Annotated in this window: 16 protein-coding genes; 8 read left to right on the forward strand and 8 right to left on the reverse strand. The window is 67.0% G+C overall.

Annotated features, from left to right (window positions below; translation table 11 throughout):
• Positions 1-65 precede the first annotated feature (65 nt).
• Positions 66-1793, forward strand: a complete 1728-nt coding sequence (locus ACLJPD_RS17820) for a GMC oxidoreductase (protein ID WP_410873311.1) — start codon at positions 66-68, stop codon at positions 1791-1793.
• Between the two features lie 100 nt (positions 1794-1893).
• Positions 1894-2829: a saccharopine dehydrogenase NADP-binding domain-containing protein gene (locus ACLJPD_RS17825; RefSeq protein WP_410873312.1), complete on the forward strand. Its 936-nt coding sequence runs from the start codon at positions 1894-1896 to the stop codon at positions 2827-2829.
• Positions 2830-2845: 16 nt separating this feature from the next.
• Here ACLJPD_RS17825 and ACLJPD_RS17830 read toward each other — a convergent pair whose 3' ends face one another.
• The 7 genes from ACLJPD_RS17830 to ACLJPD_RS17860 all read right to left on the reverse strand — a co-directional run bounded on the left by ACLJPD_RS17830 (position 2846) and on the right by ACLJPD_RS17860 (position 10742).
• A complete protein-coding gene (locus ACLJPD_RS17830; protein WP_410873313.1) occupies positions 2846-3727 on the reverse strand; it encodes a DUF5995 family protein in 882 nt (293 codons plus the stop codon).
• A gap of 149 nt (positions 3728-3876) precedes the next feature.
• Positions 3877-5460: a regulator gene (locus ACLJPD_RS17835; RefSeq protein ID WP_410873314.1), complete on the reverse strand. Its 1584-nt coding sequence runs from the start codon at positions 5458-5460 to the stop codon at positions 3877-3879.
• 15 nt (positions 5461-5475) lie between these two features.
• Positions 5476-6159 (reverse strand): cysteine hydrolase family protein, encoded by a 684-nt coding sequence (locus ACLJPD_RS17840; RefSeq protein WP_410873315.1) that lies wholly within the window; start codon positions 6157-6159, stop codon positions 5476-5478.
• Entirely contained in the window at positions 6156-7541 is a 1386-nt protein-coding gene (locus tag ACLJPD_RS17845) for an allophanate hydrolase (RefSeq protein ID WP_410873316.1), read from the reverse strand. Before ACLJPD_RS17845 ends, ACLJPD_RS17840 begins: the two co-directional genes overlap by 4 nt.
• A 57-nt stretch (positions 7542-7598) precedes the next feature.
• Positions 7599-8264: a GntR family transcriptional regulator gene (locus ACLJPD_RS17850; protein ID WP_410873317.1), complete on the reverse strand. Its 666-nt coding sequence runs from the start codon at positions 8262-8264 to the stop codon at positions 7599-7601.
• A 42-nt stretch (positions 8265-8306) separates the two neighbouring features.
• The gene (locus tag ACLJPD_RS17855) at positions 8307-9614 is read right to left on the reverse strand and encodes a hypothetical protein (protein WP_410873318.1); all 1308 of its coding nucleotides are present in this window, start codon (positions 9612-9614) and stop codon (positions 8307-8309) included.
• Between the two features lie 195 nt (positions 9615-9809).
• Positions 9810-10742, reverse strand: coding sequence for an IclR family transcriptional regulator (locus tag ACLJPD_RS17860; protein WP_410873319.1), 933 nt, complete (start codon positions 10740-10742; stop codon positions 9810-9812).
• An 86-nt stretch (positions 10743-10828) separates the two neighbouring features.
• On the opposite strand from ACLJPD_RS17860, the gene cysD reads away from it, so the two are divergent.
• From cysD to ACLJPD_RS17885, 5 genes are read left to right on the forward strand one after another with little or no spacing between them, the layout of a single operon-like run.
• Positions 10829-11734, forward strand: a complete 906-nt coding sequence (gene cysD / locus ACLJPD_RS17865) for a sulfate adenylyltransferase subunit CysD (RefSeq protein WP_410873320.1) — start codon at positions 10829-10831, stop codon at positions 11732-11734.
• Positions 11734-13602, forward strand: coding sequence for an adenylyl-sulfate kinase (gene cysC, locus ACLJPD_RS17870; RefSeq protein ID WP_410873321.1), 1869 nt, complete (start codon positions 11734-11736; stop codon positions 13600-13602). Before cysD ends, cysC begins: the two co-directional genes overlap by 1 nt.
• On the forward strand, positions 13599-14816 hold the full coding sequence (locus tag ACLJPD_RS17875) for a hypothetical protein (protein ID WP_410873322.1): 1218 nt from the start codon (positions 13599-13601) through the stop codon (positions 14814-14816). The genes cysC and ACLJPD_RS17875 overlap by 4 nt, the downstream gene beginning before the upstream one ends.
• Positions 14813-15598: an SDR family oxidoreductase gene (locus ACLJPD_RS17880; protein ID WP_410873324.1), complete on the forward strand. Its 786-nt coding sequence runs from the start codon at positions 14813-14815 to the stop codon at positions 15596-15598. Before ACLJPD_RS17875 ends, ACLJPD_RS17880 begins: the two co-directional genes overlap by 4 nt.
• An 11-nt stretch (positions 15599-15609) precedes the next feature.
• Positions 15610-16743, forward strand: coding sequence for a sulfotransferase family protein (locus ACLJPD_RS17885; RefSeq protein WP_410873326.1), 1134 nt, complete (start codon positions 15610-15612; stop codon positions 16741-16743).
• Between the two features lie 78 nt (positions 16744-16821).
• Here ACLJPD_RS17885 and ACLJPD_RS17890 read toward each other — a convergent pair whose 3' ends face one another.
• Positions 16822-17295: a MarR family winged helix-turn-helix transcriptional regulator gene (locus ACLJPD_RS17890; RefSeq protein WP_410873328.1), complete on the reverse strand. Its 474-nt coding sequence runs from the start codon at positions 17293-17295 to the stop codon at positions 16822-16824.
• 106 nt (positions 17296-17401) lie between these two features.
• Here ACLJPD_RS17890 and ACLJPD_RS17895 point away from each other — a divergent pair, with 106 nt between their 5' ends.
• Positions 17402-18529, forward strand: coding sequence for a GDSL-type esterase/lipase family protein (locus tag ACLJPD_RS17895; protein ID WP_410873330.1), 1128 nt, complete (start codon positions 17402-17404; stop codon positions 18527-18529).
• The last annotated feature ends 60 nt before the right edge of the window (positions 18530-18589 follow it).

Consider the following 18589-nt stretch of genomic DNA (forward strand, 5'->3'; position numbering starts at 1 on the left):
ACAGCTCTGGCTGTCGCCATTAGCGTTAGCCGCGTCACTGTCGACACCGATCGAGGAGCTCCCCCATGCCCGAGCGCACCACCGATTTCGACGTTCTGATCGTCGGCTCCGGGTTCGGTGGCAGTGTCACCGCACTGCGCCTGGTGGAGAAGGGCTACAAGGTCGGCGTCATCGAGGCCGGCCGCCGCTTCGCCGATGACGAACTCCCCAAAACCAGCTGGGACCTGCGCAAATTCGTGTGGGCACCGAAGCTCGGCTGCTACGGCATCCAGCGCATCCACCCGTTGCGCGACGTCCTGATCCTGGGCGGTGCCGGCGTCGGCGGTGGCTCGCTGAACTACGCCAACACCCTCTACGTGCCGCCGGAGCCGTTCTTCCAGGACCCGCAGTGGCGCGAGATCACCGACTGGCGCACCGAGCTGACCCCCTATTACGAGCAGGCGAAGAAGATGCTCGGTGTGGTGACAAATCCCCACATGACTCCCGCCGACGAGATCTTCAAGTCCGTCGCCGAGGACCTGGGTGTGGGCGAGACCTTCGTGCAGACTCCCGTCGGCGTGTACTTCGGTACCCCGGGCGAGACTAAGGCCGACCCCTACTTCGGTGGTGTCGGTCCCGAGCGCACCGGCTGTGTGGAATGTGGCGACTGCATGGTCGGTTGCAAGTTCGGCGCCAAGAACACCCTCGTGAAGAACTACCTCTACCTCGCGGAGAAGGCCGGCGCGCAAGTCATTCCGATGACCACGGTGTCGTCGCTGCGACCGCTGCCCGACGGCACATGGGATGTGGCCACCGAGCGCACCGGCGCGTGGTTGCGCAAGGCGCCCAAGACCTTGACCGCCAAGCATGTCGTGCTCGCGGCGGGCACGCTCGGTACGCAAAAGCTGCTGCACGCGATGCGTGATGAGGGTGCGCTGCCGAATCTGTCGGACAAGCTCGGCCTGCTGACCCGCACGAACTCCGAGTCGATCGTCGGTGCGGCGACCCGAACGCTGGGGCCGGACCAGGACTTCACCAAGGGTGTCGCGATCACCTCGTCCATCCACCCCACCCCCGATACCCATGTCGAGCCGGTCCGCTACGGCAAGGGCTCCAACTCGATGGGCATGCTGCAAACGCTCATGGTCGACGGCGGCGGCCGGGTGCCACGATGGCTGCGGTTCCTGGGCCTGGTGCTGTCCAATCCGCTGACCTTCTTCCGCTTCATGAGCACGAAAAACTGGAGCGAGCGCACAATCATCTCCCTGGTCATGCAGCACCTGGACAACTCGATCACCACCTACACCAAGCGCGGGCTGTTCGGCGGCCGCAAGCTGACCTCCAAACAGGGCCACGGACAACCGAACCCGACGTGGATCCCCGCGGGCAACGATGTGACCCGTCGGGTCGCGGAGAAGATCGGCGGCGTCGCCGGTGGTACCTGGGGTGATGTGTTCAATGTGCCGATGACCGCGCACTTCCTCGGCGGCGCGGCGATCGGCGCCGACCGCGAGCACGGCGTGATCGACGCCTACCACCGCGTGTACGGCTACCCGACACTCAGCGTCGTCGACGGTGCCGCCGTCTCGGCCAACCTCGGCGTCAACCCGTCGCTCACCATCACCGCCCAGGCCGAACGCGCGGCCGCCTACTGGCCGAACAAGGGCGAGCTCGACACCCGCCCCGAACAGAGCGCCGGCTATGCCAAGATCGCTCCGGTCCGCCCGAACCAGCCTGCCGTGCCCGCGAGCGCACCCGCGGCGCTGGTGCTGCCGATCGTCGAGATCCGCAGCTCGGCGAAGACAGCCGGCTGATTCGACAAAGCAGGCCCCGGCCTCGCGGTTACCGACCGCGAGCCGGGGCTGTTCCGTTTCTCGGCCACGTAGCATCGGTGCTGACGACGGGGAGGCTTCGATGGCGGTACTGGTTCTGGGCGGATACGGAACGGTCGGCACGCACCTGGTGCGATTGCTGCGTGCCGAGGGCATCCCCGTGCAGGTGGCAGGGCGTGATCCGGCCAGGGCGGAACGGGTGGTCGATATCGGCGACAGCGCCAGTGTCGACGCGGCCTTGACCGGGATAACGCTCGTGGTGAATTGCGTAGGTGCGGAGGATATTCGGCTGGCACGGTCCTGTGCCGAGCGCGGGATCACCTTCGTCGACATCTCAGCGACGTCGGACTATGTTCGGTCGCTCGAGGACATCGACGGGCCCGCGGTGCTCGGCGTCGGATTGGCACCCGGTCTGACCACCCTGCTCGCCGTCGACGCGTTCGAACACCATCGCGGCCCGGTCGACATCATGATCGGCCTCGGCTCCGGCGAAGCCCACGGGCCCGCCGCGACCGCGTGGACCTACCGGCTTCTCGGTCAGCGTTTTCCCGACGCGGACGGCACGAGAATTCGCAATTTCACCGGGCGCCAACGCTTTCCGCTCCCTGAGGATGCCGGCTACCGACCGTTTCCCGCAGTGCGCGCCGACTTCGCCGATCAGCACCGCCTCACCCGCGAGCTCGGAGTCCCGGTGCGCACCTACTTGCGCCTCGACTCCCGACTCGCGACTCTCGGCCTGGCAGCTCTCACCTGGGCGCCCGCCCTGCAATCGTTGGCACCGGCACACATGCCCGGTAGCAGCGACCGGTGGGTAGCGGTTGCCAGGTCCGCCGACGGTTACACCACATCCGCTATCGGCCGGGGCCAATCATCGGCCACGGCCGTGGTCGCCGCCATCACGGTGCGCACACTGCTCCGAACGCCGATCACCGCACCGACCTGGATCCACCAACTGCTCGCGCTCGACAGCATCCGTCATGACCCACTCGCGGCCGACATCCGGTTCTCCCGCTCCTGAAGGGACAGTCTCGCGTTCAGAGCGCGTTGATGCGAGCCAGTGCCTCGAAGGCGAGGTCGCCCGCCTGCCACAACGCCGTGATCTCGGTGCGGATCGTGGGTGCGAGGACGGGGTCTTGCAGGGCGAGGCCATTGGTGAGGATCACCGTGTTCGCGCCGAGGTCGGCGGCGATGAGCAGCTGTTCGGTGGCGACTCCCGCGCCGAACAGCTGGTCGAGTCCCTCGCCGACGAAGTAGAACCGCCACAGCGGCCCGAGGTCGGCGCCGTAGGCCGCCTTCGTCCGGTCGATGATCACGTCGCCGACCGAGGCGATTCCCGCCACGATCTTGAAGTAATCCGGCGCGTTCTCCGGCTTGCTGGCGACGGCTGCCACCGAGTACGTCAGGTCGACGGTGAGGTGCGCGTTGTATCCGGCCATGGCCGTGCGCGCGCGGGATGCCCCACAGTCCTTGGCGAGCGAAAAGTAGTGCGTCCACTGCGGTTCCGTGGTGCCGCCGGTGAACTCGGCGTGCAGGTTGTCGAGGAATCGGCGCAGGAGCTCGAAGCTGATCGCGTGCGCGTACTCACGATTGACGAACGCCGACGGATCGCGCTGCATCGGCATCACCGCGGCGTATTCGACGCCATCTAGCCCGATCGCGAACAGCCCACGTAGGTCGCGATGTTCGACGAGGATCTCGGTGATCCGATGGTGGCGGGCCACCGCGTCCTCGAGCCGGTCCAGGCTGCCCACACCGGAGATCGCCGACGTGTCCGACAACCGCGCGAGCTCGACGATGTCGGCCGACGACAGGGTCGACCCGCATGCCGTGTCCTGAACCGCACCGGCCGCCGGGCCTATGGGCAGGGCGAACGCCACGACCGCGACACAGGCTGCAATTCCACTCGATACACGCACGCGCCGATTCCACCACCTCACCGGGTGATCCGCGCTTCGACGCGCGCACCGACGCGCCCGATGGGCGTGTCGGTGGCGAACCTGCCGCAGCAACCGATGCCTTTCGACCGCACCAGCCCGTCAGCTTTCAACGATTCCGGTGGACGACCTCACACGGCGACCTCGTCCTCGGCAGACGTCACCGCGGCCGTGGATGGCAGCAGCGAATAGGCCAGGCAGACGAGCGCGAAGAGCAGGTAGCCCAGAGCCACGCCGGGCGCGGCGGCCCATTCGACCGCATGCGCGTGGATCAGACCGATCCAGCTCAGTCCCGCGCCGACGAGCGCTGCCCCGCCGGCCGCCCGGAACCGTTTGTCGAGGATGAATGTCACGATCGCGCCGAGCACCAAGCCTGCCAACACCGCACCGGAACCGAACACCTTCAGTCCGTCATAGACCACGCCCGCTTGACCGAGCGCGTCCGATCCGACCTTCGCCGCTGATGTCCCGGCGGCGGCCAGCGCATTGTCGATCTGGGTGACGGCCCATTCCGCCAGGTTCGGCAGGATCGCCGCCACGACCGCGACCGCGTGGATGCGCGGCACCGCCTGAAAGGCTTGCGCCCCGATCAGCAGGCCGATATAGAGCAGGATCGGGACGATCGCCGGAATCGGCAACAACGTCGCGAGAATACCGAAAAGGCCGAGCAGACACATGATTCCGATGGTCAAGCCGCTCGCGAGCGAATAGCCGGTGCGCCCGCCTGCGTCCTTCCATCCCGGGTGGCCGATGTAGACCGCGGGCGGGAACGGCGAGCCGAACCCCGCCCCGATCACCGCGCCGAAGCCGTCGGCCAGCAGCACGCTGCGCAGGTTGTAGTTGTCGCCCGCCGCCGCGGCGCTTTCCACATTGCTCATGGCTTCGGTGAAGTTGTAGATGCCGAGGGGAATGGCGGTGGCCAGCAACGGGGCGAGGTTGCCGAGGCCGTCGAAGAGCAGGTCCAGGCGCAGGTCGGGCAACCCGAGCGCGATGTCGTCGGCGGCCTGGGCGACATCGGGTGCCGACATGTACCCACCGATCCAGCCGATCGCCGTGCCGACCAGCAATGCCACCAGACCGACCGGGATATTGCCCGGCAGCCGCACATCGGTGAAGAAGCCGATCAGGATGATGGCCAGCACCGGCAGCCCGATCCAGGCCACCTCCCACATCTGCGCGGCGGGGCGCATGGCGATGAAGGTGATCGAGATGCCGGCCAGGGTGCCGAGCATCGCGGCACGCGGGGTGAGCTTGCGGATGTATGGGCCGACGAAGGCACCGATCATCACGATCACGCCGATCATGAACGCCCAGGCCAGACCGGCTGCCCACGCCTGCAACGGATCTCCGGTCGCCAGGTAGATCGGCAGCATCACCACGAACACCACGATGAACATGTGCGGAACGCTCGGCCCGTAGGGCAGCGCGGTGACGTCGGCGCGCCCTTCGCGCCGTGCGAGGCGCCGCGCCAGCACCATGTAGTACAGATTGCCCAGCACGAGGGCGATCCCGAGAGCCGGGAGCACCGTGCCCAGCACATCGGTGCTGGGGATCTTCACCACCGCGATGGTGAGCGTGGTCAGGGTGAGGACATTGACCAGGATGTTGAACGCCAACCCGAAGAAGGCGTTGGTGTCTCCTCTGGTCCACCATGGAAGTGCCAGTGGCGCAGGTGGTTCCGGTGTAGTGGTTGTTTTCGAGGTGTCGACGGACATGGTGGATCCTGTTCGCTAGGCCGTGACGGAGGCGGGGGTGCCGAGCGCGGCGATGACGTCCGCGGAGTCGGCGACCCAGCCGAAGATCGCGCCCTGTGCGGCGATCATCGCCAGTCCGACGCGCTGGAATTCGGGGAAGTACGAGCCGACACAGTCGGCGACGACGAGGCATTCGTACCCGCGGTCGTTGGCCTCGCGGACGGTGGTGTGGACGCAGACCTCGGTGGTGACGCCGGCGACGAGCAGGGAGGTGATCGAATTGTGCTGCAGCACAGTGGCCAGTTCGGTCGCATAGAACGCGCCTTTGCCCGGTTTGTCGATGACGGTCTCGCCTGCGAGTGGTGTCAGTTCGTCGATGATGTCGTGGCCGTATTCGCCGCGAATCAGGATGCGTCCGAATCGTCCCGGGTCGCCGATGCGCTGAGCTGGGTTGCCGCGCTGCAATTTCGACGGTGGACAGTCGGAGAGATCGGCGAGGTGCCCTTCCCTGGTGTGGATCACCGTGATGCCCGCTGCTCTGGCGGACGAGAGCAGGGCCGCCAGTGGCTCGATGACGGTGCGCAACAGCGCGACGTCGTTGCCGAGGCTTTCGCCGAATCCGCCGGGGAGCAGGAAGTCTCGCTGCATGTCGATGATGACGAGCGCGGTCGTCGCGGGATCGAAGGTGAACGGGCTCGGGTCGGCGGGGATTTCGGTCATCGTCGCTCCTGCAGGGATACTCGGCCGCGGTGGTGGGGTGCTGTCGGGGTGCGTGGTTCGTCGAGTAGCCGTGCGGCGGCGGCGAGGACGACGTCGTCGGCGAGCGCCGGACCGAACACCATGAGCGAGACCGGTCTGCCGTCGCGGGTGGTTCCGGCGGGGACCGCGATCGCGGTCAGGTCAAGGAGATTGCCGAAGTGGGTGTAGTGGCCGAGCACGGTGTTGGTCGCGATCGGATCTGCCAGTACCTGGGCGACGGTGAAGGTGGTGCCGATCGTCGGCGTGACGATGACGTCGACCTCGTCCCACATCCGGGCGACCACAGCGCGCAGGTGCTGCAATCGCTGCTGCGCGCGGAACACATCGACGGCGCTGAACTTCCGTCCGCTGTCGAGGATTTCCCGGATCACGGGCAGGATCGAGTCGGGGCGTTCGGTCAGGAACTGCTCGAATTCGACCAGGCGTTCGGCGACCCATGGCCCCTGGTAGAGCAGTGCGCCCGCTGCCAGGAATGGTGCGAGCGTGGTTTCGACGCAGGTGAATCCCCTGCCCGGCAGCCTGTCTCGCGCACCGTGATGTGCTGCGCACATCGCATCGTCGCCGAAGAACTCGAGCTCGTCCGGTGCCGGTAGTCCGAGACGGATCGGGCCGCCGGGGAATCGACCTCCCCTGGCGCGGGTCCACGGATCGTCGTAATCGACCGCCATGACCACCTCGGCGACCAGATCCAGGTCTTCGACGGTGGTCGCCATCAGGGTGAGGCAGTCCAGCGAACTGCAGGCGGGTACGAGCCCGACGGTGCTGATCAGACCCCGGGACGGTTTCCAGCCGACGATGCCGTTGAGTGCGGCGGGCACACGGCCCGAACCTGCCGTATCGGTGGCCACACAGAACGGCACCTGGCCGAGCGCTACCGCGAGCGCCGATCCCGAACTCGAACCACCGGAGATCAGGTCGCCGCCGAAGACGCTGCGTGGCACCGGATACGGAGTTCTGGTGCCGTTGAGGCCGGTGGCGAACTGGTCGAGATTGGTCTTGCCGACGAACAGCGCGCCCGCGTCGAGCAGGCGCTGCACAGCGGGCGCGGTCCGGGTGGCGACGTAGGCGTAGTCGGGGCAGGCCAGCGTTGTCGGGTAGCCGACGACGTCGATACTGTCCTTCACTCCGAACGGTACGCCGTACAGCGGCAGCGTCCGCGCGCCCGGCCTACGTTCGATAGCCGCTGCGGCAGCGAGTAATTCGGCACGGGGCACCGGGGTGATCCAGGTGCCGTCGTCGCCGCGCGCGGCGATCGCGTCGGCCACTCGCGCCGCGGTTCTGGTCGGTGAGCCGTTTCCGCCCTGGTGCTGGGCGAGTATTTCCGTGACCGTAGAGCCTGACATGTTGTCGATTGTCGACAGAATGTGTGACGGCGGAGAGATCGGCCTGTGTCGGATGTGTTAGCAGATACCGAGTTTCAGGTATGTTTGCTCGCCGTGCCTGCGTAGCGCGGCCTCCGCCTGGACCGGATCGTTGGTCTCCAGTGCCGCGAGCAGTTCGCCATGGCGGCGCACGCCCTCGCGACGGGCACCCGCCTCGGTTTCCTCGCGCAGATTGCGGGCCATGGCCAGTTGTAGTTTCACCAGGACCTGCTCGTACACCAGGTCCAGCTGCCGATTGCCCGCCAATGCGACGATTTCGACGTGGAAGCGGCGGTGTGCGTCGTCGCGGGCGACCCAGTCCTTGCGCCGGTCCGCCGCGGTCAGCTCCGTGAGCGCGGTGCGCACCCGGCCCAGTCGTAGCTTCGGGCTCGGAAGCGCGGCGGTCACCGCGTGTCGCTCCAGGGCCCGCCGAACGTCGAACAGCTGCACGATGTCGTCCGGCGACCACACCACGACGCGGTAACCGCGCCGTGGCAGGTGTTCCACGAGCCCCTGTTCGGCCAAGCGGCGCAACGCTTCACGCACCGGCGCGCGACTGATCCCGAGCCGCGCGCACAGCGCTTCCTCGCCGACCCGCTCCCCCGGCGCCAACGCACCGCTGAGCACCTGCGCGCGCACGTGTTCAGCGGTCATCTCCACCAGACTCGCCGGGAGCTCGGCGGAATTCGATGCGGCTGCCGTCATGAGTCGAGTCTACGAACAGCGACGGCGGTGATGTCGGCGCCGTTAGACCAGGCGCAGGCCGTTGATCATCTTCTTGGCCTGCTCGGCGCTGAGTTCGCCGGTGGTACCGCGGTCGACGAGGATGGTCAGGACGAGGACGGTGTTGGCGGCGTTGCGGAAGCCGAAGGTGTAGACGGAGTAGGCGTTCGCCGTGCAGCCCGGGACCGTCGGGGTCCACAACCCGGAGGTTTCCACGAACTGGCCGCTGACTCCGCTCTGGGTCTTCAGCGTCGTCGGGTAGCTCAGTTTTCCACCGGTGGGGTCCGAATATCCGCCGGCCGCAGAAATTTTCGCGACCGATGTGGCCGCGGCGGCGAGATCGGTTTCGGTGGTCGAGGTGACAGCGGCCATGGCGCGATAGACCGAGCCCGGGCAGTAATCGGCGCCCTCGGTCGCCTGGCCGCGGCCGTTGACGGTGCCGGCATCGGTGCTGAACGACATCGGGTCGGAGTCGGCATGGATCGTCCACGCGGACGGAACGTCGTAAGCGACGCGATAGGCCGGGATTAGCACGCCTTTGGATCCGGGCGCCAGTGGTGCGGTGCTGGTGCCGGTCAGCGGGCCCGTCTTCGTCGTGGTTGTGGCTGCCGCCGTGGAGGTTTCATCGGACGAACCGACGGCAAACGCGACAGCCACGACCACCCCGATCACCAGCACCACGACCACAGCGATCACCGCGATGATCGCACCCGATCCACCCTTACGACGTGGAGGTGTCGAAAATGGTTGCGGCGCAGGAGCATAGCCGTAGGGCTGCTGACCGTACCCCGGCTGGGCGAATGGTTGCTGGCCCGAGCCGAACTGCTGACCGTACGACTGTTGGCCGGTCCCCGGTTGGGACGTATAGGGTTGCGCGCTGCCCGGTTGCGGCGCGTAGGGATCCATCCCTGGTTGCTGACCGAAAGGCTGCTGTCCGGTCCCCGGCTGTCCGTAAGGCTGCTGCCCGGGCCCAGGCTGTCCGTACGGTTGCTGCCCGGTCCACGGCTGCCCGACCATGGTCGGCGGCGCAACCGGATACTGTCCGCTGCCCGGCTGTCCCGTTCCGGGCTGTTGCCACGATGGCTGTTGCCCGGTCCCTGGATGGGCGAAGACGGTGGGCGGCGCGACCGGATGTTGGCCGCTGCCAGACTGTTTCGCCAACAACGGGGAGTCGGCGGACTGTTGCGCGCCGTCTTGCGGTCGGGCGGCGGGCTGCTCGGGCGGGTTGGTCGGCGACCGTAGAAGGGTGGGGTCGGCGGGAGGTTGGGCGGGGTCAGGGGTGGGGCCTGACATTCCGGGCGCCTCCCACCACCGATCACTGTCGTTTGCCACGTCCGAATTCCTTCCTCGCCCTCTGACGCTGCGACCGCCGAGCAGGCCGCATTCGATCAGATCCACCCTTCAGCGTAACGGCGAATTGCCCCTGCCGAGAACTCGAGACCTGGCGGACGCGACCTGTTCGGTACACGCCGAGACAACCGGGCGCCGATCGGGCGAGAGCAGCCGCGGTGGCACGCAGGATCCGACTCAGACCCCGGCCGACGCACCCGCGGTGACCAGGTCCGCGGCCACCACCGTCGCCGCACCCAATTCGCTCAGTGCCCTGGCGGACAGCCGGGTGTCAGGGCAGCTGACAACCGCGGCCACCACAGCGCCGTCGCGATCGCGGATGGGGGCGGAGAGGGTGACGACCGCGTTCTCGGGACCGAGTTCGTCGGGGAGGTAGTCGATGGTGATCAATTCGGTGATGACCGAGCCGAGTTGGGCGCGCAGGGCAGCCGTGATCGGTGAATCACGCAGGCCCGCGAGCACTTCCAGCATCGGTGTCGAATCGTCGACGAGGCGCTCGACGGAGTAGCCGCGGGTGCGGATCTCGGCGAGCACGTGGGCGAGGCGGTCGCGGTGGGCCGGATCGGCCCTGGCGAGCCAGGCCCGCTGGACCGATTCGGTTGCCCAGGCGACAAATTCACGGCAGACGGGCGGCGCGAGCGGCAGGCGCCTGCCAGGGCGAATCCAGCCGGCCGACGGTTGCCCGACGACCTCGGTGACCACGATGCTGTCCCCGGCGCGTTCGGCGAGAAACACCGGCACACCGGCCTGCTCCGACAGCGCTCGCAGATGCGGCACAGCGGTGCGGCGCAGCGGAAACGCGGCTTCGGCACGCCTGGCCACCGTCAGTAGCCGTAGCCCGATGCCGTAGCAGCCGTCGTCGTCGCGCACCGCCCAGCCATCGGCGGTGAGCTGGGTGAGCACAGCGTGTGCGGTGGCGCGAGAGAGCCCGGCTTCCCGCACGATGCGGGCAAGCGACAGTCTTTCGGTCGCCCGCCGTGACAGCAGCTCGAGCACCTTCACCACGCGCTGCGTCGGCGGCGACGCGGCGCCGACAACATCGGCCTCGCCCATCGAATCCGGGCTCACCTCTTGACCGGCATGCTCGGCCCGGCTTATCGTCGGTGTCACAATACCGAACAATAGCGTCGAATATTCGACATCGCAACCCGCCGGGGAAATTCCGGCGAACCGCGCGAACACGAAGTGGGTGAACAGTGCAGGCGGGGTACGAGTTATCGCATCTGGCGGCCTTGGAGGCCGAGTCGGTGCACATCTTTCGGGAGGTCGCGGCAACCCTCGCGCGACCGGCTTTGCTCTTCTCCGGCGGTAAGGATTCCGCCGTGCTGTTGCATCTGGCGCGCCGCGCGTTCTGGCCCGCGCCGCTGCCGTTTCCGTTGCTGCACGTGGACACCGGCCACAATTTCGACGAGGTGATCGAGTTCCGTGACCGCACCGCCGAACGCACCGGCGCCCGCCTCGAGATCGCCCTGGTCCAGGACGACATCGACGCGGGCCGCGCGGTAGAACGCCCCGGCGGTACCCGCAACCCGTTGCAGACCACCACCTTGCTGCGCGCGATCGGCGAACACCGGTTCGACGCCGCGTTCGGCGGCGCGCGCCGCGACGAGGAGAAGGCTCGCGCCAAGGAGCGAGTCTTCAGCTTCCGCAACAGTTTCGGTGAATGGGACCCGCGAGCGCAGCGGCCCGAGGTCTGGAACCTTTACAACGGCCGCCATCAGCCCGGCGAACACATCCGGGTGTTCCCGCTGTCGAACTGGACCGAGCTCGACATCTGGGAGTACATCGACCGCGAGGCCGTCGAATTGCCGTCGCTGTACTACGCGCACCGACGTCAGGTCATCGAACGCGACGGAATGCTGTTGTCGGCGACACGTTTCATCACACCGGCGCCGGGTGAACGCACCTTCGAAGCGACCGTCCGTTTCCGCACGGTCGGTGACGCCACCTGCACCGGCTGCGTCGAAAGCACCGCCGACACCCCGGCGAAGGTGATCGCCGAGACCGCCGCGACCCGACTCACCGAACGCGGCGCCACCCGTGCCGACGACCGGATCTCCGAGACCGGCATGGAAGACCGCAAGCGAGAGGGCTATTTCTGATGCGCCGCAATCTGTTACGACTGGCGACCGCGGGCAGCGTCGACGACGGCAAGTCCACCCTCATCGGCCGACTGCTCTACGACTCCAAGTCCCTGTTCGACGATCAACTCGCCGCCATCGAACGAGTCAGTACCGAACGTGGCGGCGCCGCAGCCGATCTCGCGCTGGTCACCGATGGTCTGCGCGCCGAACGCGAGCAGGGCATCACCATCGACGTCGCATACCGCTATGTCACGACCCCGCGCCGCAAATTCATCATCGCCGACACCCCGGGGCACGTGCAGTACACCCGCAATATGGTGACCGGCGCGTCCACCGCGGACCTCGCGCTGATCCTCGTCGACGCGCGAACCGGTGTTTCCGAGCAGACCCGCAGGCACGCGTTCCTCGCGACGCTGCTCGGCGTGCCGCACCTGGTGGTGTGCGTCAACAAGATGGACCTGGTCGACTGGTCGCAGGAGCGTTTCGAGGAGATCCGCACCGAGTTCGCCGCGTTCGCCGCCAAACTGACAGTGGGCGATCTGAGCTTCGTGCCCGTTTCGGCGCTGCTCGGCGACAACGTGGTCGACGGCTCGCAGCACATGGACTGGTATCCAGGGCCGCCGTTGCTGCGCCACCTCGAGGACGTGCACATCGCCTCCGACCGCAATCTCATCGATGCCCGGCTGCCGATCCAGTACGTCATCCGGGCGCAGCAGGGGCTCGACCATCGCAGCTACGCCGGCACCGTCGCGGGCGGCATCTTCAAACCCGGCGACGAGGTGGTGGTGCTGCCCGCCGGGCGGTCCTCACACGTCAAGGAGATCTGGGGGCCGGGCGGCACGAAGGTCGACGAGGCGTTCACCGGCATGGCCGTCTCACTGACCCTGGACGACGACATCGATGTCGGCCGCGGCGACCTGCTCGCGCGGCCGGGCAATCGTCCACATATCGGCACCGAGCTCGACGCGATGGTGTGCTGGTTCTCGGAGAGTTCACAGTTGCGCGAAGGCGCGCAGTACCTGGTGCGCACCGCCGCTCAGACCTCCCCCGCTGAGGTCACCGCCATCGACTACCGCCTCGATGTGAACACCCTGCACCGGGTCGATGACACAACCACGTTGTCGCTCAACGACATCGCGCGTATTCGATTGCGCAGCCGCCAGCCACTGCTGTCGGATTCGTATCGGGAGAATCGCCGCACGGGCAGTTTCATCCTGATCGATCCGGTCACCGATCAGACCGTCGCCGCGGGGATGGTGACCGGTCGGGAATCCGGCCTCGACCACGACGAACGTGCTCGCGTTGCGCAGTCCCTGGTCTGGCATCGCTCGGCGGTGACCCGCGCCGAACGCGGGCATGCGGGCGCGACCCTCTGGCTGACCGGCCTCTCCGCATCCGGGAAGTCCACCCTGGCCGTCGAGCTGGAGCGGCAGTTGGTCGCCGCCGGGCGTCCCGCGTACCTGCTCGACGGCGACAATCTGCGCCACGGTCTCAACGCCGGGCTCGGCTTCTCCCCCACCGATCGGGACGAGAATGTCCGCCGGGTCGCCGAAGTCGCCGCGCTGTTCGCCGATTCGGGCGCGGTGGCCATCGTGTCGGTGATCAGCCCGTTCGCCACGCAACGGGCCAACGCCCGAACCACCCACGCCGACCGTGACCTTCCATTCCACGAAGTCTTCATAGACACCCCGCTCTCGGTGTGCGAAAGCCGCGACCCCAAGGGCCTCTATGCGAAAGCCCGCGCGGGCGAACTGCCCGGCTTCACGGGGATCGGCTCCCCGTACGAACGACCCGAGCACGCCGATCTGGTCATCACCCCCGATCTCGGCTCCCCTGTCGACATCGCCGCCCATATCCTTCGAGAGCTAGGAATCGCAAACCGTTGACCCACTCCAGTACCGCCACCGAAACCGGCAGCAGCGCGCCACCGGAGCCGCTGACCGCACCATTTCTGGCCGCCGTGGCCCAGGCCGAAAAACTCATCGCGGGCGCGGAATTCGTCCGCGGTGATCAGGACCTCGCCGAGGGTTACGACTATCTCGCCGCGAGTATCGCAGCGTGCCTTCGCCTTTCAGGTGCGCACGGCACTTCGCATCCTTACTTCGTGTCCTCGACCGGTCCTTACGCCAAGATGGGCCTCGACAACCCGGACACCCTCTACTACCACGCGAACATCGAGCCGACAGCCGAGTACGTGGTGAGCGGTGTGCGTGGCAGCACCGTCGACCTGAGTTTCCAAGTGCTCAAGGGTGATTACACCGCGACGGATGTGCCCGGTGGTGCCGACGCGTTCGACGACCGCCGTATTCCGATCGCCGCCGACGGCAGTTTCTCGCTCCGCTTCGGGCCTGCGAAAGCCGATGCGGGCCCGGACTACTTCCCGCTCGGGGAAGGCGCGTCCATGCTGGCCGTACGCGAGGTCTACAGCGACTGGACCGAACGCAAGGGCTCGATCCGGATCGAGCGGGTCGACACCATCGGCACCGCACCGGTCGAACCGGATCTGGCCCGGCTCCGTAAGCGGTACGGCGCGGCAGCGAAGATGCTGCTCACGCGCGTGCACACCTGGTTCAACTTCCCGAAGTGGTTCTACCTCGACCTGCCGGTGAACACTCTCACCGCACCCCGGCTCACCCCCGGCGGACTGAGCACCCAGTACTCCTCGGTCGGACATTTCGATCTCGCCGACGATCAGGCGCTGGTGATCACCGTCCCGAAGTCGGATGCGCCGTATCAGGGTTTCCAGCTGGGCAGCCTCTGGTACATCTCCCTGGACTACGTCAACCACCAGACCAGCCTCAATCACACTCAAGCGCAGGCGGATTCGGACGGAATGATCCGGATGGTGGTGAGCAAGCAGGACCCGGGCATCGAGAACTGGATCGAGACCACCGGCCGCACGCACGGCATCATGCAGTTCCGGTGGCAGCGCACCGACCGGCCGATGACCGAGGACGACGGCCCGACGGTCGTCGTCGTGCCGATCGACGAAGTCGCACAACATCTTCCAAATTTCGAACACAACCGGATAGACGCCGCTGGTTGGCGCGACCGGATCTCGGCCCGGCAGCGGGCCTTCGCGGAGAGGATGCTCGGATGAGCGGGGCACTGTTGGATGGCAAGGTCGTCGTCGTCTCCGGGGTCGGGCCGGGTTTGGGCCGGTCGATCTGTCTGGAAGCGGCGGCGGCAGGCGCGACAGTCGTGCTCGCGGCGCGCACCGAATCGCGATTGCTCGAGGTGGCTGCCGAAATCGAGGCAGCGGGGGGCGCCACGCTGAGCGTGCCCACCGACATCACCGACGAGGCCGCGGTGCGCAATCTCGTGGCGCGCACGGTCGAAACATTCGGCCGGGTCGACGCACTCGTGAACAACGCGTTCTCGGTGCCGTCGATGAAGCCCCTCGATCGCACCGATTTCGACCACATCCGGTCGAGCCTCGATATGACGGTGCTCGGCGGTCTGCGGATGACGCAGGCGTTCGCGCCCGCCCTCGCCGAAGCGAAAGGCGCTGTGGTGATGATCAATTCGATGGTCGTGCGCCATTCCGAACCCCGGTACGGCAGTTACAAACTCACCAAGGCGGCGCTGCTCGCCATGTCGCAGACCCTGGCCACCGAACTCGGCGGCAACGGCGTGCGGGTCAACAGTGTGCTGCCCGGCTACATCTGGACCGACCAGCTGAAGTGGTACTTCGGTCAGGTCGCCGAGAAGTACGGCATCACCGTCGAGCAGGTCTACGAGCAGACCGCGTCGAAATCCGATCTGAAGCGGTTGCCCGAACCCGACGAAATCGCCCGTGCCGTGGTGTTTCTCGCGTCCGACTGGTCGTCGGCGATTACCGGCCAGACCCTCGACGTCAACTGCGGCGAATACCACAACTAGGAGCTTTTCTGATGACTGTGCGCACCGATGTCGGCACCGTGGCCGACCTGCACGCCTCAGCCACCAAACTCACCGGTCTCACCGATTTCGGGACCGACGACTACACCGAGGCGCTGCAGGTACTGCTCGACTCCTACCGCGACGAGGCCGGGCTCACCGAGCTGGGTTCCAAGATGTCGCGATTCTTCCTGCGCGGCACGCTCATCGCCCGTGCGCTGAGTGAAGCCGCGTGGGCGGCGAACCCCGGCTACGCCGAAACACCGGTCACCCAGCCAATTTTCGTCACCGGGCTGCCCCGCACCGGTACCACCGCGCTGCACCGATTGCTGGCTGCCGATCCCGCCAACCAGGGACTGGAGATGTGGCTGACCGACTTCCCGCAGCCCCGCCCTCCGCGTGACACCTGGGGCGACAATCCCGCCTATCAGCAGATCGACGCGGGTCTGCGGCAGCATCAGGTGCAGAATCCCGAATTCATGGGCCTGCACTACATGAGCGCCTCCGACGTGGAGGAATGCTGGCAGCTACTGCGCCAGTCGGGCATGTCCCACTCCTACGAATGCCTGGCGTACGTGCCGGGCTACTCGCAATGGCTCGCCGGTCAGGACTGGAAACCCGCCTATGCGCGGCACCGCCGCAACCTGCAGCTGATCGGTATGAACGACACCCGCCGCTGGGTCCTCAAGAACCCCAGCCACCTGTTCTGCCTCGATGCCCTCCTGGCGACCTACCCCGACGCCATCGTCATCCAAACCCACCGCGACCCCGCCACCATCATCCCCTCGGTCTGCAGCCTCAACGAACACGCCACCCGAGGCTGGTCCACCACCTTCACGGGCGAAACCATCGGCCGCACCCAACTCGATCTCTGGTCGCGCGGCCTCTCGGCGTTCACCGCCGCCCGCACCCGACACCCCGAAGCCACCTTCATCGACGTCGACTTCGACGACCTCCGCACCGACCCCACGGGCGTGGTCGACAACATCTACACCCGCATCGGCACCGACCTCACCCCCGAAGCCCGCACCGCGATCACGAACCTCGACAACGAAAGCCGCACCGGCGCACGCAAACCCACCCACCACTACTCCCTAGCCGACTACGGATTGACCGAGCAGATGGTCGCCGACAGCTTCGGCGGCTAGCGCGAACCCGTCGATGGGATGGCTTCGGCTTTTCGTCGGAGCCCATCCCATTTCACCGGACGAGGTCGCGGGGACTCCTCAGGATCGATCGGCCAAGGCGGTCGCCGCGGGGTTCGTGGCGTCGCGGATGACGCGTAGGCCGGTGATCAAGCCGTCGAGTTGTGCGGGGGTGAGCAGGCCGGTGAGCCATTGTTCCAGGGCGGCAAGGTAATCGGGGAGGACCTCTTCCAGGCGGCGGACGCCCGCATCGGTCAGGGCCGCGTAGGCGCTGCGGCGGTCGGTCGGGTCGAATTGCCGTTCGAGCAGGCCCGCGGTGGCGAGCCGGTCGACCAGGCGGGTGACACCGCTCGTGGAGAGCTCGGTCTGTGCGGCGAGGTCCGACATCCGGAGGCGGCGGTCCGCGGAGCGGCTCAGTCTCAGTAGGGCGTTGAGGTCGAGGCCGGAGAGTCCATGCGCTTTCCAGGTCGGCTCCAGCTTGGCGACCAGGCCGCTGTGCGCCTCGAAGAGCAGGCCGGAGATGGTGAAGCGGGGGTCGTCGAACAGTTCGGACATAACACCAGCTTAGCCCATGGTTGCCATGCGGATAGTTGACACGCGGAATACCTTCCCGTAGAACTATGCTTACGCATTATTCCGCACAGCAAATACTGGAGAGATCATGCAGAACACGTGGGTAGCGGGCTTCCGGACCGGTGTCATCGACCCGAACGAGCAGATCAAGCTCGCGCAATCACGGGAGTTCAGTGACGAGACCGTGCGCCACGTCCTGCGCATGGCAGGTGGCGGCGACGCGGTGCGCGTCCGGTTGACCAACCGTTACGGTGCCGCACCGCTACGAATCGGCGCCGCGCGTATCGCTGGACGCAAAGCCGGTTCGGCGATCGCCGAGGATCGGGAGGTCACGTTCGGCGGCGCGGCGATGGTCACCATCGACGCGGGTGCGGAATTGGTGAGCGATACGATCGAACTGCCGGTCGCCGCAGGCGAAGATCTCCTGCTCAGCCTCTACCTGCCGGAGCCGACCGGCCTCGCCACCTACTCCCACCAACCCGGCGAGATCGCCTACATCGTCGCCGGTGACCGCACTTCGGAGGTAGAACTGCCTGGTGCGCAGGAGGTTCCGCTCCGGTTCTTCATCACCGGGGTCGACGTGCTGGTGTCCGAACAACCTCCGATCGCGGTGGCCTTCGGAGATTCCTGGTTCGAAGGTGTCGGCACCACACTCAGCGCCAATCGCCGCTCGGTCGACGTTCTCAATGCCCGCCTCAGCCAGGGCTGGGTGGTCAACAACGGCATCGCGGGTAACCGGCTCACCGCCGAGGAGATCGGCGAATCAGGTGTGCGCCGTTTCGATTCCGACGCGCTGCGGGTCCCCGGCGTCACCGACATCCTGCTCAATTTCGGCATCAACGACCTCATTCTCGGAGCGATGGGCGGCCAGCCCTCCGCCACCACCGAAGAACTGATCGCGGGCTTCACCGACCTCGCCGACCGCGCCCACGCCGCCGGCCTACGCATCCACGCCGCCACCATCGGTCCCTACGCCGGCTGCGTCTTCCCCGGCCTGCCCCTACTGGAAACGCAGCCGACCCGCCACGCTGTCAACGAATGGCTGCGCACCACCGACCTTTTCGACTCGATCTTCGACGTCGACCTCGCCGTCGCCGACCCCCACCGCCCCGACTACATTCGCCCCGAATTCGACAGCGGCGACGGCATGCACCTCAACGACGCGGGTGCCGCAGCCATGGCCGCCACCATCGACCTCACCGCCCTCTTCCACTGACCCCATCCAAGGCGGTGGCGTCAACGAATGGGTTGCGGGCGGGTCGGCACCGTTCATACG

Origin of the sequence: Nocardia sp. A7, assembly GCF_046549215.1 — a bacterium.
Taxonomy (GTDB): domain Bacteria; phylum Actinomycetota; class Actinomycetes; order Mycobacteriales; family Mycobacteriaceae; genus Nocardia.